The sequence below is a fragment of the Pelotomaculum propionicicum genome (genome assembly GCF_048984525.1).
Classification (GTDB): domain Bacteria; phylum Bacillota; class Desulfotomaculia; order Desulfotomaculales; family Pelotomaculaceae; genus Syntrophopropionicum; species Syntrophopropionicum propionicicum_A.
In genome coordinates this window covers 62,819-78,150 of sequence record NZ_JBMGJC010000009.1, presented here as the reverse complement: position 1 = coordinate 78,150, position 15,332 = coordinate 62,819, and the positions used below count along the sequence as shown (strand labels likewise).

Sequence of the window (15,332 nt, the reverse complement as noted above, 5' to 3'; positions counted from 1 at the left end):
AGAGAGTCCTCTGGCCTGCTTTTTTTATAAACGTGTTTACAGAGACGGTTATCCTGACACGGTTCTCATAAAGTCCTTAGAACAAGGGGAGACAAGAGGCGTTCTTTTGGTCTCCATGGAATCCAACACCGATTTTGTGAAGGGATTAACTTCTCTGAGGAGAAGTATATATTCATACTAATTGGAAATCGATAGTAAATAACCTGGTTTTATTAGGAGGGCACATGAAAATTTTTTTAATTATCGCGGGAGCAGTTGTATTTCTTGCCATTGTTGCTTTTGGCATTATTGGCTATTTTAAGTCAAAAAAACTTTTTGCTGAATTTACCGATAAGACAACTGCAAAACTCCCATGGAATAAAGCGGAGATTCTTGAGTTAAATATAGAAAAATTGAACACCGGGGCAAAATATATTATAACTTTTGCTGACAATGGAACCGAGACCACGCATGTGGCTTATGAGGATAATATAAAGGTGTTCGATGACCTGCGGAACAATGAAAAGCCTTATATAAAATATAAACACCTGAAAAACGATGTCCCGTTTCCAAAAGTAAGAGGCTGGGCTGTAGAACGCGGTTTTTATAATATTGAATTGCATATTGAGAAATGATACAGGTGGAGAGGTTCTCCTTTGAATGCTAAAAGAGAACTGTTTGCCTGCGGTGGCAATGAATTGAACAATGACTGTATAAGATCATTTTGCGACAGCGAGAACCGTCCCCCCCTGTCGCATTTCTAGTCGAATGTGGAGGATAAATGGAAGAGAAAAAGTGGTATTCAATAGACACGGATGAATTGTGCCGGGACCTGGGCACGAGCGCCGGGTCGGGACTTGATATAACAGAAGCGGCCGGGCGCTTAAGTGAATATGGACCGAATGTCCTGCAGGAAAAGCCGCCTCGTGGCATTTTGTCTATTTTTGCAGGGCAGCTGAAAGAAATCCTGGTGCTGATCCTGATTGTCGCAGCAGTTATTTCGGCGTTTCTGGGCGAGTGGGAGGACGCTATTGTCATCCTTATCATCGTGGTCCTAAACGCTGTAATCGGCGTTTTTCAGGAGAACAAGGCCGAAAACGCCCTCAAGGCTTTGAAGGACATGACCAAGCCTTCAGCAAAAGTGGTAAGAGGCGCAAGAGCAATACAGATTAGTGCGGAGGAAGTAGTTCCCGGTGATTTAATCATGCTGGACGCCGGCGATTCGGTTCCGGCGGACGCCAGGCTGGTTGAGGCTGCTTCCCTGCAGTCCAACGAGTCGGCGCTTACCGGCGAGTCCGTACCGGTGGAAAAAAACCCGTCTGTAATATACTCTGATCAACTCCCGGTAGGTGACCGGAAGAACATGCTGTTTATGGGGACCACCATAACCAGCGGGCGCGGCCGGGCCATTGTAGTGGAAACAGGGATGAACACGCAGCTGGGACAGATTGCCCGGCTGCTGGACGACTCAGTTCCGGAGACGACACCCCTGCAGCAGAGGTTGGGCCGGCTGGGGAAAGTACTGGGTATTGCCGCTGTGGCCATCGTAGTGCTGGTATTTTTGATAGGGCTCACGCGTGGCGAAGACCTGCTGGAGATGTTCATGGTGGCTATCAGCCTCGCCGTGGCGGCGGTGCCCGAGGGGCTGCCCGCGGTTGTGACCATCGTGCTGGCCCTGGGCGTGACCAGGATGAGCCGCCGGCGGGCTATTATCAGGAAGCTCACGGCGGTTGAGACGCTGGGTACGGCTACCGTAATTTGTTCGGACAAAACAGGCACCCTTACCAAAAATGAAATGACTGTTACCCGTGTATATGCAGCGGGCAATTTTTTTGAGGTTTCCGGCGCCGGTTACGAGCCGGAGGGTAAATTTACAGAGCAAAACGGCAATGAAGTTTCAGCCCTGGATGACAAAAACCTCGCCCTGTTATTGTACGGGGGTCTGCTGAACTGTGACGCCAGGCTGGAAGAAACGGAAAAAGGTTACCGCGTCCTCGGGGATCCCACCGAGGGCGCACTGGTGGTCGCCGCGGCTAAAGCAGGGCTGAAAAGGGAGGAAGCCGGTGCGAAAAGCCCCCGCCTGAACGAAATCCCCTTTGATTCTGAACGCAAGATGATGACCACCTTTCATAATGTTGACGGATTAACAAAGTCCTTCACCAAGGGAGCGCCGGATGTGATCCTGGGGCGCTGTACCGCTGTATTCTCGCAAGAGGGCAGCGTTACCATTAGTGAAGATACCCGTAAAAGTCTTCTGGAAGTTAATACGCGCCTGGCTTCAGAAGGACAGAGAGTACTGGCGCTGGCATTCCGCGGCTGGTCCGGAATGCCGGAATCCCTTACACCGGAAACCGTGGAAAAAGATCTTACATTTATCGGATTTTTTGCCATTCAGGACCCGCCACGGCCCGAAGCCAAGGAAGCGGTGGCTCTTTGCCGCAGGGCCGGGATACGGACGGTAATGATCACCGGCGACCACCGGGAGACTGCCGCGGCCATAGCCAGGGAGCTGGATATACTGCAGCCGGGTGATGAAAGCCTGACCGGTGAGCAGCTGGAACAAATGGATGACGATGAATTGAGAGATGCAGTGAACGGTGTGGCTGTCTACGCCAGGGTTTCTCCCGAGCACAAGCTGCGTATTGTCGAGGCTTTGAAGCACCACGGACATGTGGTGGCCATGACCGGTGACGGAGTCAACGACGCTCCGGCTCTTAAAAGGGCGGACATAGGCGCGGCCATGGGTATCAGCGGCACCGAGGTCGCCAAGGAAGCTTCGGACATGGTCCTGCAGGACGACAATTTCGCCACCATTGTCAGGGCGGTGGAGGAAGGCCGGACCATATACAATAACATCCGCGGCTCCGTGCAGTACCTGCTGTCATGCAACACGGGGGAAATCGCTGCTATCTTTACAGCGCTGCTGCTGGGCCTGGGCAGCCCACTGAACCCGATTCAGATACTTTGGCTGAACCTGGTTACGGACGGCCCGCCAGCCCTCGCCCTTGGCCTGGAACCTCCCCAGAAGGGCATTATGGACATGCCGCCCCGCAAGCCCCAGGAAAGCCTGTTCGCCGGAGGCGTGGGCGCCAGGATACTGTGGCAGGGTATTATGATCGGGCTCCTGTCGCTAACCGCGTATTGGCTTGCCCTGCGCTGGGACCGGACCCTGGAGGAAGCGCATACCATGACTTTTATCACCATGGCCATGTCGCAGATTGTACATTCTTTCAACGTCCGGAGTATAGAACACTCCCTGTTTACCATAGGCCTTGGCACCAACCGCAGTTTAATATTTGCTTTCATCATATCTGCTTCGGCGCTTTTGATAGTTGTTTTCGTTCCTTTCCTGAGAGGCGTTTTTGAGACCGTTTTACTGCGTCCGTCCGACTGGGCGGTTGTGCTCGGCCTGAGTGTCATACCGCTGGTTTTGGTTGAGGTCAGTAAAATGGTCCTGAGGGCTGGCACAACTGCAGAAAAATAACATTGTGTAACACTTCCCTGCAGCAAGGCGGTTTGTACATACAATAGCGAGGCGGGAGAACCATCCTTTGTCTCACCGAATCGTGTCAGAAGAACCGTCCCCTTGACACGTTTTGATTCTTCTAAAAAAAGGATTGTTAATAAGCGGAACAAGTGCTATGATGAACCCAGGTAGAATAATATATTATAATTAGTTTACTAACAAACGATTTGATATGGGTGGGGTACTTATGAAAAAAAGGATCGCGGGTTTGCTCCTGGTGGTTGTACTATGTTCTCTGGGTTACCTGGGCTATGACAGGTACATCGGGGACAAGCAGTCAGACAGTCTGGAGGCTACGGGGACCATCGAGGCGACGCAGGTGGAATTAAGGGCGAAAGTGGCCGGCACCCTGCGGGGGCTGACGGTATCGGCCGGCGATGCCGTGGCGAAGGACCAGCTGGTGGCGGAAATTGTACGCAACGATCTGGCGGCCCAAAGGGAAAGGGACGCCCTCTCCGTGGCGAAGGCGCAGGCTCTGCTGGACGACCTGACCTCGGGCGCCAGGGAGCAGGAAATAAGGGAAGCGCAGATCGCTGTGGATACCGCCCGGCTAAATTATGACAAGGCTGCGAAGGACTATGACCGGTCTTCTCTTTTGTATAAGGAAAATGTCATATCCGACTCCGAGATGGAAAGGACGGAAACAGCTTTCAAACAGTCGCAGTATGCCATGGAATCGGCAAAGATCAGGCTGGACCTGCTTTTAGACGGCAGCCGGCCGGAGCAGGTCGAAGCGGCCAGGGTTGAGCTGGAACGCAACATCGCCGTATTAAAGGCGTCGGAGGCCTTTATTGAAGACACTAAAATTACCTGCCCCATCAACGGGACAGTCCTCACCAGGAATTTTGAAGACGGGGAAGTGGTCCAGGCGGGCGCTTCCGTGGCGACGGTCGCCAACTTAAACGACATGTGGATCAAGGTCTACATCCCTACCGACGACCTGCCCAAAATCAAACTGGGCCAGCAGGTTAAATTCACTGTCAGCGGCAGCGCCGAGGAGCACACGGGTATTATTGAGGAAATAGCCTCCCAGGGTGAATACACGCCGAAAACTGTCCAGACCAAAAAAGAACGCACCAACATAGTTTACGCTGTGAAAATCAGGTTCAACAACGAAAACAATGTTTTGAAACCGGGTATGCCTGCCGACGTCGTCCTTGATTAGAGGTGGATTTTAGATGATCGAGATGGTGGACCTCACCCGGGTTTTTGGAAATATTACGGCAGTCAGTGAAGTATCCCTGAAGGTTGAAAAGGGGGACATTTTCGGCCTGGTGGGCCCGGACGGGGCCGGCAAAACAACGCTGCTGCGGATGGCCTGCGGCCTGATCAACCCCACCAGCGGCCGGGTCACCCTTTTTGGCGGGAAGAAGGACGCCGGCAGTTTTGGCTACATGCCCCAGCGGTTCAGCCTTTGCGGCGACCTGACGGTGATGGAAAACATAGATTTTTTCGGCTCCCTCTACAAGATCGACAAAAAGACGATCAGGGAGCGGGCCGGCGAGATTTTGGAGCTGACGAAACTTTCGCCGTTTAAATCACGGTTCGCGGACGCCCTGTCCGGCGGGATGAAACAAAAGCTTGCCCTGACCTGCGCGTTGGTAATCCGGCCGGAAATGCTGATCCTGGATGAGCCGACGTTTGGGGTGGACCCGGAGTTCCGCAAGGAATTCTGGAAGATATTATACATGCTCAACCGGGACGGGATGACTATATTCGTGTCCACGCCATACATGGACGAGGCGGACCTATGTAAAAAGGTGGCCCTCCTGGACCGGGGGAAGATTGTGGCTGCCGGCACGCCTGACCAGCTTAAAAAGCAGATCAAGAATAAAATTATAGAAATTAAAGCAGACGCGAAGGACCTCGACTTCCTGGGCGAGCTTCCAGAAGTCGATGACGCGAGCTTTTACGGAGACAGGTACCACGTGGCCGTCACCGAGGTTGAGCCGGCGAAGGTATCGATATCCAGGCTGCTTACTGAAAAAGGCATATCAATTTCCATTATGGAAGAGATCACTCCTTCCATGGAAGATGTCTTTGTATCCCTGACGGAAAAAGAGGTGGTCTAAAGTGGGCGATGCCGTGATAACCACCCGCGATCTGACCAGGACTTTCGGATCTTTTACCGCTGTCAACAAGGTCTCCATCGAGGTCGGGCAGGGAGAAATATACGGATTTTTGGGGCCCAACGGCTCGGGCAAGTCGACCACGATCAGGATGCTCTGCGGCATCCTGGAGCCCACTTCCGGTTCCGGCACCGTGCTCGGCTACGACCTGGCCCGCGAATCAGAAAAAATCAAGCGCAGGATCGGCTACATGTCGCAGAAGTTCAGCCTTTATGATGACCTGACAGTTTATGAAAACCTGGACTTCTACGCGGGTCTGTACAGCATACCGCACCGGGAGCGGAGAAAAAGGATCGGTGAAATGATCGACATGGCCCTTTTAAAGGGCAGGGAGGATGAACTTGCAGCCAACCTCAGCGGCGGCTGGAAGCAGAGGCTGGCGCTGGGCTGCGCCATAATCTCCCGCCCCTCGATCCTTTTTCTGGACGAGCCCACCAGCGGGGTCAGCCCTACCAGCAGGCGCGCGTTTTTTAAAATAATCCAGCGGCTGGCCAACGAAAACACCACTGTCATGGTAACCACGCACTTTATGGACGAAGCCGAGCGCTGCTACCGCATCGCCTTTATCTCCGAGGGGACCCTGATTGCCGACGACACCCCGGAGAACCTGAAAAACAACGTGATTAAAGGCACCCTGGCTGAAGTTATCCACCCCAACGCGCTGTACATTATAGATGATCTTGAAAAGCTGCCTTTCGTCAAGGAATGTTCCAACCACGGGCCGGTGCTGCACGTCCTGCTCGAATCCGAAAGTGCGATCCCGGCGCTTAACAGCTACACGGGAGTCCAGGCTAAAATTATCAGGCCTTCCCTGGAGGATGTTTTTGTCTCCCTGGCCAAGCAGAACAGAAGGCAGGTGTCTTAAGTGAGCAGAATCCTGGCTATCCTGAAAAAAGAATTTTTGCAGATGCGCCGCGACCGGCTGACCCTGGGCATGGTCTTCGCGCTGCCTTTGTTCCAGTTGCTTTTGTTCGGTTATGCCATACAAACCGAGGTGAAGCACATCCCCACCGCCGTGTTCGACCAGTCCCTTTCCGCAGAGAGCAGGGACATGATGGATGCTTTCAGCGCCTCCGGGTATTTTGACGTTTATTACTCGGCCACCGGTTACGCCGAGATTACGAATATGATCGACAGCGGCAGGGCCAAGGTGGGCATCATATTCCCGCCCGATTTCAGCGAAAACCTCAAAAAGGGCGACACGGCCACAGTGCAGGTGCTGGTTGACGCCAGCGACAACATGTCGTCGAACACGGCCATTGCCACGGCCAACGCCATTGGCCTCTTAAAGTCGCAGAAAATTTTTATCCAGAAAGCACAGGTCAGCAATATCCCATATGAAATAAGGGTGCGCCCCTGGTACAACCCCGACGGCATTACTGCCTACTACATGGTCCCGGCCATCCTTGGGATCATCGTGACGATGACCATGGTGATGATGACCGCGGTGGCTATTGTCAGGGAGAGAGAAAAGGGCACCCTGGAGCAGCTGATGGTGACCCCGATCCGGTCCTATGAGTTGATGATCGGCAAAATTGTTCCCTACATCGGACTCGGCTACCTGCAAATAACCGTTGCCCTGCTGGTGGGATCGCTGGTGTTCCAGGTGCCGATCCGGGGCAGCCTGCTGGAGCTTTACGGACTGACACTGTTTTTTATTACAGCCTCGCTTGGTCTCGGCATCCTTATCTCGAATATCGCCAAGACGCAGATGCAGGCCTTCCAGATGTCGTTTTTCGTCCTGCTCCCCAGCATTATGCTGTCCGGCTTCCTCTTTCCCAGGGAAGCCATGCCGCTCATTATACAATACATCGGCAATGTTATTCCCTTAACTTATTACCTGGTTATCATCCGGGGCATCGTTTTGAAGGGGATTGGATTTCCCTACCTGGTCTCGCAGGTGGCGGCGCTGCTGGTATTTTCCATTGTGCTGGTTACGATCAGCATAATCAAGTTCAAGAAGAAAATTGCTTAGGTACAGTCCTATTTGCGCAGTGTTTTTAAGATGATTATTTAAGCGGGTGATTTGGAGTAATGGACTACAGGGAAAGGATAATAGCGGCATACAGGGAGCAGGCCGCCAAGCGGGGGTTTTCCAGGGTGACCATGGACGACCTGGTGGAGTTGACCGGGATCAGCAAGAGGACTATATACCGTTATTTCAGCAGTAAAGACGAGATTGTGGAGTCCGTGGTTGTTGATTTTCTCAGAGATATGGAGCGAAAGATCGAGGCTGCGCAGGATTCGGCTGCCGGCCCCGTGGAGCAAATATTTAACGTGGTCAGGGTAATCATCGGCAATATCAAGCTTGTTGAGCCGCTGTTCCTGTACGACCTGCATAAATATTACCCCCACCTGTGGGAAAGAATTGAACAGTTCCGAGCAGAAAGAATCCAGCAGGTGTTTGAAAGGTTCCTTGCCGGCTCCGGGCAGGACTGCTTCCGGGAAGTTGATCCCAAAGTTTTCACCACGGCCTTGCTGACAAGCATCCGGGCAGTCATCAACCCCATGTTTATCATAGAAAATAAGATGCACATGGAGGACGCTATACAATCGTTATTCAACATATTCCTGTACGGCATCGTAAAGAAATAAGCGCGACAGGGGGGACGGCTCTCACTGTCGCATTTTTACAGCGGAAAGAGGACACACCCTTTGAGACGTGAGAATTGAGACATGAGACGTACAAAAGAGACGTGAGAATGCATGACATTTTAAAGGGTTTTAAGACCTCGAAGAAATGCAGGATATACTCACGACTCACGACTCACAACCCACGACTCAATTACCCCACGTCCAACGTATCACGACCCACGACTCAATTAATGTCCCCGATTGGAATGGCGGATTAAAACCCGCTTCTAATGACCGGGGAATGTCATTATATTACTTGATATCGTACTTTTCCAGGGTTGAGGTTACGCTGGTGTCACCTGATAAAAATTCACTTCTGACCAGGCCGACTCCTTCCTTGTAGTACTCGTAAATAGTTGAGTTCTGGCCCGTTATTTTAACCTTGACGCACTTTTCAAACCTGCCGGCCGGAGTGTCCAGGGCGGCGTTGACATCCACAATTTCCCGGGTCCCTCCGTTGGAATCCTCCCATTTTGTCCCTGTTTCAAGGGGCGTTTTTAGTATCATTATGTTTTCATTAGGTTCGGCATCGAGGAAATTAGCGCCGCCGTATTCCTCCCCCTTCATGTAGACACGGGTTACCGCAGTATCAGTTGTCTCAAATACCATCGCCGAGACCGTGCCGCCGTTGTCCGATTTAACCTGGGCCCGGTTTCCTTTAGCAAATAAGACAAGCCTGTTAAAGGAAGCATATTCGTTTCCTTCCCCGAGGTACTGCCAGCTGCTGCCCACGGTCAGGGGGAAATAGTTTCCGGCTTTTTGCGCGGGTTGAACCGGGGCGCCGGGGGCTTTATCAGAACTTCCCGGCAGTGGTGTTTGAACAGTGCTTTTTGAGCATCCGGTGAGAGCGGCCGCCATCAAAACAATCACAAAAAAAGCTCGTATCAGAACAGGAATTTTTTTCATCGGATCCTCCTTAAATTTAGTTTTGCCATGGATTAAAATATCCACAGCTTTATTTTTAATACAGGACAAGACGCTGGTGACGTAACAATCGTGTCAAGAGAACCGTCCCCTTGACACGATCGTGTCAAGGGGACGGTTCTCTTGACACGATTATCGGCGAGCCGCGCTTTCACGGCTGGCTGTCGGCAAGAGATGATAGACGGGATAAATTAAATCACCCGCAGCAGCAGTCGCCTGTTTTGCTTAAGACAGCGTTGGCGCACCCGACGCCGGCCTGAACCGAGACGGCTGACGCCGGACAATTTTTAGCGCAGGCGCCGCACTCCATGCAGGCGTCCCTGTCGCCAATTAGTGCTTTTTTGTATTCAATCCTAAAAACTTCATGGGGGCAAACTTCAACGCACATTCCGCATCCTGTGCATTTACCACGGTCCATTTCAAGTGTCACGACATTTTTCAAGTATTTAAGCTTCATCTATAGTCACCTCCGATCAAAACTTAAAAAACAACCCAATTATGATCATGGCTGCTCCAGTTCCGGCTGAACCGATCAGCACGGGCAGCCACGTTTTTATTTCTTTTTTGACGCCGGACAACGAAGTGTATGTGGACGCTCCCGTAAAGTTTAAGGCCAGGTATGATGAAATTGCAGGCAGGCAAAAGAGAAAGAATAAACCAAGCGAAACGCTGAATGAAGGAGGCGCGGACCAAAAACAGTACGCGTCCACGATCAAAGCCCAGAGGAATCCCGTCAGCCAGCCCTTCAGCGCAAACGCTCTTCCCGGGATCCAGGGAAGCAGTGCGGGTGTTACGACGCACCCGGCAAGGACTGCCCCCAGGTAGGGTATAATGCCGCCGGGGGAGCTGAGCAGCCTGATGCCGGCCAGGTTCAGCGCTGCCAGCACTGCAACCAGTATTGCAAAAGGTAATATCACCTGCACAAGTTCGATTGGTATTAGTGTTATCCTGTCTGCAAACGTAAATTCTACGCTGCGCATATTTTTTGTCGCTTTCATCCCCGCGCTTATAAATTCCTTAATGTCCGCTGCCCGTACAGGACCGTAGACAACACGGAAGCCGGATTTTTTCAGTACTTCGTGGGCGGCGACTCCCGGCGCGCCCAACTGAGGCAGGACCAGGGTCCTGTGGGAAACGATCCTGGCCAGGCCGGTGGTCTCAATCCTCCTGATTATCTCTCCGGTGCCGAACGTGCCTTTGCCGGCGGCGCACCAAACGTTAATGCCTTTTGTGTCGAGAACCATTATCCAGGCGTCAAGATCCGCCAGTTCTTTTCTTAAAGCGTCAAACGTCAATTTATAGTTGGCTGTTACCAAGACAGGGGATCTGTCAGTTGGCTCACCTACACAGTATACACCCGGTTTTATTTTATAATTATGCCTGTTTGTACCCCAGCGGGCTTTCCAGGAACCGATGATATCTTCACTGGTTAAACTTGTCGATACCCGCGGTATATCTCCCGCGGGGGTCTTCTTCCTGCCTGTGACCCAGCCGGCACCGCTCTCATCAATAAAATTGTCGTCTTCACTTGCGCTGGAATAACCGCCGCAGCACGCATCCGGCCGGCAGCCGCACTCAATTTTCTTTTCCGGCAAAACAATCCACTCCCTTGATATGCAGATTATAATCAACTGTGATTAGGATCTTTTAATCAGCAGCAATGTTCCGGCAGGCTCTTTACCAGTATTTCCAAGCTTTCAAGTACCCGTTCCCTTTTATCAGCCGGCAGCGAAGCATAGGCCACCTGGTAATACTGCTCCATGCCGTTTTCTATGTTTAAAAATGACACCCGCCCTTTTTCAGTAAGGCTGATACTCATGTATCTCCTGTCTTCAGGGTCCGGTTCGCGCGAGACCAGGCCCTGTTCCACCAGGTTGTTTACCGTCCTGCTCATGGTGCTTTTGTCCAACCCCAGTATTTTTGCCAGGTTGTTGACGGAGAGGCTGGCGGCTCTCCCTATCTCTACAATAACATGGCACTGGGTTAAGGATACTCCACAGCAGGAAGCTTCGTTTTTTTCCAGCAGCCCCAGTTTTCTTGTCAATATCCGGATACACTCCCGCATCCGGGACAGGTCGTCTGTTTTATTTTTATAAATTTTAACCACCCCTTTAGTATATATTGTATGCTACAACAGTTGTAAAATGCAACAATAATATATTTATTTTTTATTGATAAATAAAAAAATGGTACAAGAGAACAGTTCCCTTCTACCACTTGAAATTTTATATTTACCGCCGGTTTAAACAACTGACTAAATTGCAATTTTGCTCCCGTCGAACCTGGTAAAGGAGAAGCCGGCAAAGTCTTCATTAAAGGCATTCCTGTAATCCCGCAGGATTCCGATGGCCACCGCTTCACCCAGTTTTATTCCTTCGATCCCGTCGCTGCGCCAGTGTATGCCTGCGAAATCGCGGCTTAGGGCGACGTTGGCGGCAAGTTTGTTCAATTCCCCGCCCACCGTAAGGGGCGGCCCTGTGTAGGGAAGCATTGAAAGGCCGTCATAGCTGGATACAACCGGGTTGGGTATAATGAAAGACTCCTTAAAGAACGCCTTCAGCATGGTAACTCCCGCCCCGGTATAGGTGGCGTGGCCGGAGGGGTAGGACGGGTGGGCGGGACAGCCTTCCGGATAGGCCTGGGGCAGCAAGTAGGAGCCATATCTGCTGTACACTTCGGATAAAACCTGGGAATTAAGCAGTTCCGAATTGATTGGGTAGCTGGCTCTGCCTGTCATTTGCTTCTCGACCAGACCGCCGAATTCTTCGGGACGGAGCCGGCGGTGCACCAGCCATTTCTGGAACCAGGCGGCCTCCAGCGCAGCCCTTACCGCATGGGCTGTAAAATCAAGTATGTGGGCGGAACCGAAGGTGGGAAACCCGAACTGAGTGGCGGAGCGCAGGTAGGGGTTGGACTGGGCCAGAGCCTCCGGACCGTATCCAAGGAGGATCAAGCAGGCGGCCAGAGGCCCCTGGAAGGAGAAATCTTTGTGCACCCATTCGCACATGTCACGCCCGTTGCAGATATAGCGGGGCACCGTGCTGTACACGTTTTGAGATGATGGAGCCAGACCGTTTTGGATTTTCAGCCATCCCTTATACGAGGTCATATAGTCTGCGCCGGCAGCCGCGGCGTGATATCGCTGGGTGACGGTCCTGGCTCCGAAGGGTATGTCCTGCCAGAGAAATTGTGATATATAAGGCCCCTCCAGGTCTCCTGGCGTATCCCCGCGAAAAAGGGTGCCCGGGGTGACCGCTCCGCATTCCTTAGGCCCGCGGAAAACCGAAAAACCAGACAGGTCTGAGGCTGCCGCCACAGTAAGGGGGTCAGTTTCATATTCTGTGAAAGGGACGTCGCGGGCCAGCGCCTGCCAATAACACTCTGCCATTTCACCGGCTGTCTCAGCGCTGCTCAAAGCCGGCGCCGGCGGCATGCTCAGATGATGAGAATCCGGCCCGGCCAGTTCATAAGCATAGGCGGCCTGGGGATTAACCAGTTTGGCGGGCCCCCCCAATGGTATGGATTCGAATTCTTCCGGGTCACCGCTCGACAAAGCCCTGATCAAAGAGTAGTATGCGCTGAGGCTGACCTCGCCGAGATTATCGTGCGGCAGTGCCTTTGAAAAACTGCCTATTTTATTGGGATATAGATTTTCATCTCCGTTGCACTTGTGGCGAGTCAGAGGAAGGTCCCTTTGGAACCGGGCCGCTTCCAAACGAATACGGTATGCCTTCTGAAGGCGCTCCCGTCCTTTAAGCGGTCCAATTAAACACGATACCCTGTGTTTAAGTTTTAATTTTGCCCGGCCATCCAGACTGACTGAATTATTTTTGTCCGGCAATAAGTTGTCAACCATAAAGGCGTCACTCCTACAGGTAGAAATTGTTATCATATCCACATATTATGTCATTATTTTATATTTGTTCATGATCTTTAAAGACTCATCCTCACGGTGGTGTTAATAGGGTTAAAAAATGACAAAATTAAAAAGCCACTCTATTAAGAGTGGCCACAGGCTGTAGGCAAAATAATACTGCAGAGACCATGGTGTTGAAACCATCTGCTCGTTGAGACGTGAGAAATGTGCGGCACAAATCAGTTTGCCAGGGTTTCTTTCATCCAGTCCAAAAGGCTCAGGCCGTATTTTTCCCGGATTTTTTCAACTTCCTCGAATCCCTTGACCCCTCCGTTATGCAGAGACATCACCATGTCCAGCACCGGCTCAACTTCAGACACCTCGTGTGTTGAAATAAAAACCGTCTGCTCCTGCAGGTCCAGGTAAGAAATCATGGACTTGATAATGGAGTCCCGCGCCAGGGGGTCGAGCCCTGCCAGTGGTTCATCCATCAGGATCAGCGGCGACCGGCGCGACAGGACCAGAAGGATCTTTAACCGGCCGAGGTTCCCCTTGGAAAGGTGCCTTACTTTTTTATCAGGCTCTAGCCCCATAAAGCTCAATATCTCCCCGGCTTTTTGCATGTCGAAATCCTCGAAAAGGCCGGCGTTGAATTTTATGGTTTCCTGCACGGTGAAGAAAGGATACAGGACGTCCTTTTCAGAGAGGTAGGCCACTTCCCCGGCGATGCGGCGGGTCGCGGATTTGCCGTTTACTCTTACGGAGCCCTGACTGGGATGTGCCAGGCCGGCGATCATTTTTAGAATAGTGGATTTACCGCTGCCGTTTGGACCCACCAGGGCAGTAATTTTACCCCGCGGCAGGTCAAAGCTTATATTATTAACAGCAGCCTGTGCCAGGTACTTCTTGGTCACGTTAGTAAAGTTTACAACATTATCGGACATTATTATTCTCCTCTCACGCCATTGGTTTTTAACAGTTCTTTGCGGACCCCTTCCTGGATCTCTTCCGGGCTGAAGCCTGTTTCCCGCATATCTTTGATAAAACTGCCGATTTGTTCGCTTTTCAATTCTTCCCGCAGCAGTCTCAGCCGGGATTCATTTTCCGTGATGAAAGAGCCCAGCCCGCGCCTGGTTTCGGCAATCTCCAGGCGTTCAAGCTCACTGTAAACCCTCTGCACGGTATTGGGGTTCACCCCGCTGTGCACGGCCATCTCCCGCACCGAAGGAAGTCTGTCCCCGGCTTTGATCTCGCCCCGTACCACTTGCCGGCAGACACGCTGCAGTATTTGCAGGTATATTGGCTGGGTGTTGTTATATGCCTCACTCATAACACTACACCTCAACTTTATGGTCTATCAGCCAGGCCGAAAGGGCGAATAGACCCACAGTCAGGAGAGAGTAAACCAGTATGTCGCCCGCGAAGATTTGGGCCGCGTTAATATGCGTTGGAGATACCAGGGGAAGGTTTTGAATTCCGATATTAATCGCTCCCCAGTCGGTTATCTGTTTGTAAAGCCAGGTTTCCTGCAGCCGGCTGAAACCGGCTGTTGCCGCGATGAATACAGCGATACCGGCCAACCAGCGGAACCTGCCCAGGTAATTACCGGCTATAGCGAACGCAACCGCGATCAGGGCGCCCCAGGCCCCGATGTAAATGCTGGCTGCGACGGTGAAAACAGCGGCGTAAGTACCAGCCTCCATGATGAACAGCAGCAGGGTCGAAAAGTCAATACCTGCCAGCTGTTCCGGTTGAGGGTTAATGATAACCCCAAGCAGCAGCATTCCCGCCGCTATGATTATTATCGCCAGCATCTGGGCCATGGCGACAGCCAGCTTGGCCGTGATCAGCATCCAGGCCGGCTGGGGGCAGTGCAGCCAGAGGTGGGGTGCGACTTTAAATTCCCAGGCCAGGCTTTTCAACATATATATGGCCGGGTAAAACAGCAGGACCACCAGGAGCATAGCCGCCGGAACGAATATAATCCCAATGCTGCGGCTGAAAGAAAGGTAGACCAGCCAGAGGCCTCCGGCCAAAAGTATGGCCAGCGTCAGGAGTGCGGAATTTCGGGTCATTCTGATTTCTTTTTGAAGCAGGTTCAGCCAGGCGCTCATTTTGTTCAAACCTCCTAAGAAGTATTGTAATACTGTATTAGTTAGATAGTACACTATATCACTATTACTGTCAATATTTTTTTATTGAAAATTTAATGCCAGGGTAGTAATATTGTGGTGGGACTGTAATTAATGGCCTGATTAAACTGCTCCCTTTTCCAGGGAGCAGT

15 protein-coding genes are annotated in these 15,332 nt (G+C 51.8%); 7 read left to right on the top strand and 8 right to left on the bottom strand.

The window, feature by feature from the left end; all coding sequences use genetic code 11:
* Positions 1–224: 224 nt before the first annotated feature.
* From ACOBQJ_RS11335 to ACOBQJ_RS11305, 7 genes are all read left to right on the top strand, one after another.
* Positions 225–614: a hypothetical protein gene (locus ACOBQJ_RS11335; protein WP_421071879.1), complete on the top strand. Its 390-nt coding sequence runs from the start codon at positions 225–227 to the stop codon at positions 612–614.
* 146 nt (positions 615–760) lie between these two features.
* A complete protein-coding gene (locus ACOBQJ_RS11330; protein WP_421071878.1) occupies positions 761–3,463 on the top strand; it encodes a calcium-translocating P-type ATPase, SERCA-type in 2,703 nt (900 codons plus the stop codon).
* Between the two features lie 229 nt (positions 3,464–3,692).
* On the top strand, positions 3,693–4,670 hold the full coding sequence (locus tag ACOBQJ_RS11325) for an HlyD family secretion protein (RefSeq protein WP_421071877.1): 978 nt from the start codon (positions 3,693–3,695) through the stop codon (positions 4,668–4,670).
* A 13-nt stretch (positions 4,671–4,683) separates the two neighbouring features.
* On the top strand, positions 4,684–5,577 hold the full coding sequence (locus tag ACOBQJ_RS11320) for an ATP-binding cassette domain-containing protein (RefSeq protein WP_421071876.1): 894 nt from the start codon (positions 4,684–4,686) through the stop codon (positions 5,575–5,577).
* 1 nt (position 5,578) lies between these two features.
* Entirely contained in the window at positions 5,579–6,499 is a 921-nt protein-coding gene (locus ACOBQJ_RS11315) for an ABC transporter ATP-binding protein (RefSeq protein ID WP_421071875.1), read from the top strand.
* Positions 6,500–7,609 (top strand): ABC transporter permease, encoded by a 1,110-nt coding sequence (locus ACOBQJ_RS11310; protein WP_421071874.1) that lies wholly within the window; start codon positions 6,500–6,502, stop codon positions 7,607–7,609.
* A gap of 59 nt (positions 7,610–7,668) precedes the next feature.
* Entirely contained in the window at positions 7,669–8,229 is a 561-nt protein-coding gene (locus ACOBQJ_RS11305; protein WP_421071873.1) for a TetR/AcrR family transcriptional regulator, read from the top strand.
* 291 nt (positions 8,230–8,520) lie between these two features.
* Here the strand turns inward: ACOBQJ_RS11305 and ACOBQJ_RS11300 are convergent, their stop codons facing one another.
* From ACOBQJ_RS11300 to ACOBQJ_RS11265, 8 genes are all read right to left on the bottom strand, one after another.
* Positions 8,521–9,174, bottom strand: coding sequence for a hypothetical protein (locus tag ACOBQJ_RS11300; protein WP_421071872.1), 654 nt, complete (start codon positions 9,172–9,174; stop codon positions 8,521–8,523).
* Positions 9,175–9,388: 214 nt separating this feature from the next.
* On the bottom strand, positions 9,389–9,649 hold the full coding sequence (gene hgcB / locus ACOBQJ_RS11295) for a mercury methylation ferredoxin HgcB (protein ID WP_421071871.1): 261 nt from the start codon (positions 9,647–9,649) through the stop codon (positions 9,389–9,391).
* Between the two features lie 16 nt (positions 9,650–9,665).
* Entirely contained in the window at positions 9,666–10,793 is a 1,128-nt protein-coding gene (gene hgcA, locus ACOBQJ_RS11290; protein ID WP_421071956.1) for a mercury methylation corrinoid protein HgcA, read from the bottom strand.
* 50 nt (positions 10,794–10,843) lie between these two features.
* Positions 10,844–11,236, bottom strand: coding sequence for a MarR family winged helix-turn-helix transcriptional regulator (locus ACOBQJ_RS11285; RefSeq protein ID WP_421071870.1), 393 nt, complete (start codon positions 11,234–11,236; stop codon positions 10,844–10,846).
* Between the two features lie 210 nt (positions 11,237–11,446).
* Complete coding sequence (locus ACOBQJ_RS11280; protein WP_421071869.1) at positions 11,447–13,048, bottom strand: vanadium-dependent haloperoxidase; 1,602 nt, start codon at positions 13,046–13,048, stop codon at positions 11,447–11,449.
* A 239-nt stretch (positions 13,049–13,287) separates the two neighbouring features.
* Positions 13,288–13,992 carry an ABC transporter ATP-binding protein gene (locus ACOBQJ_RS11275; RefSeq protein WP_421071868.1) on the bottom strand — a complete coding sequence of 235 codons (705 nt, stop codon included), beginning with the start codon at positions 13,990–13,992 and terminating at the stop codon, positions 13,288–13,290.
* A gap of 2 nt (positions 13,993–13,994) precedes the next feature.
* Positions 13,995–14,378, bottom strand: coding sequence for a GntR family transcriptional regulator (locus ACOBQJ_RS11270; protein ID WP_421071867.1), 384 nt, complete (start codon positions 14,376–14,378; stop codon positions 13,995–13,997).
* A gap of 4 nt (positions 14,379–14,382) precedes the next feature.
* On the bottom strand, positions 14,383–15,162 hold the full coding sequence (locus ACOBQJ_RS11265; RefSeq protein WP_421071866.1) for a hypothetical protein: 780 nt from the start codon (positions 15,160–15,162) through the stop codon (positions 14,383–14,385).
* Positions 15,163–15,332 lie beyond the last annotated feature (170 nt).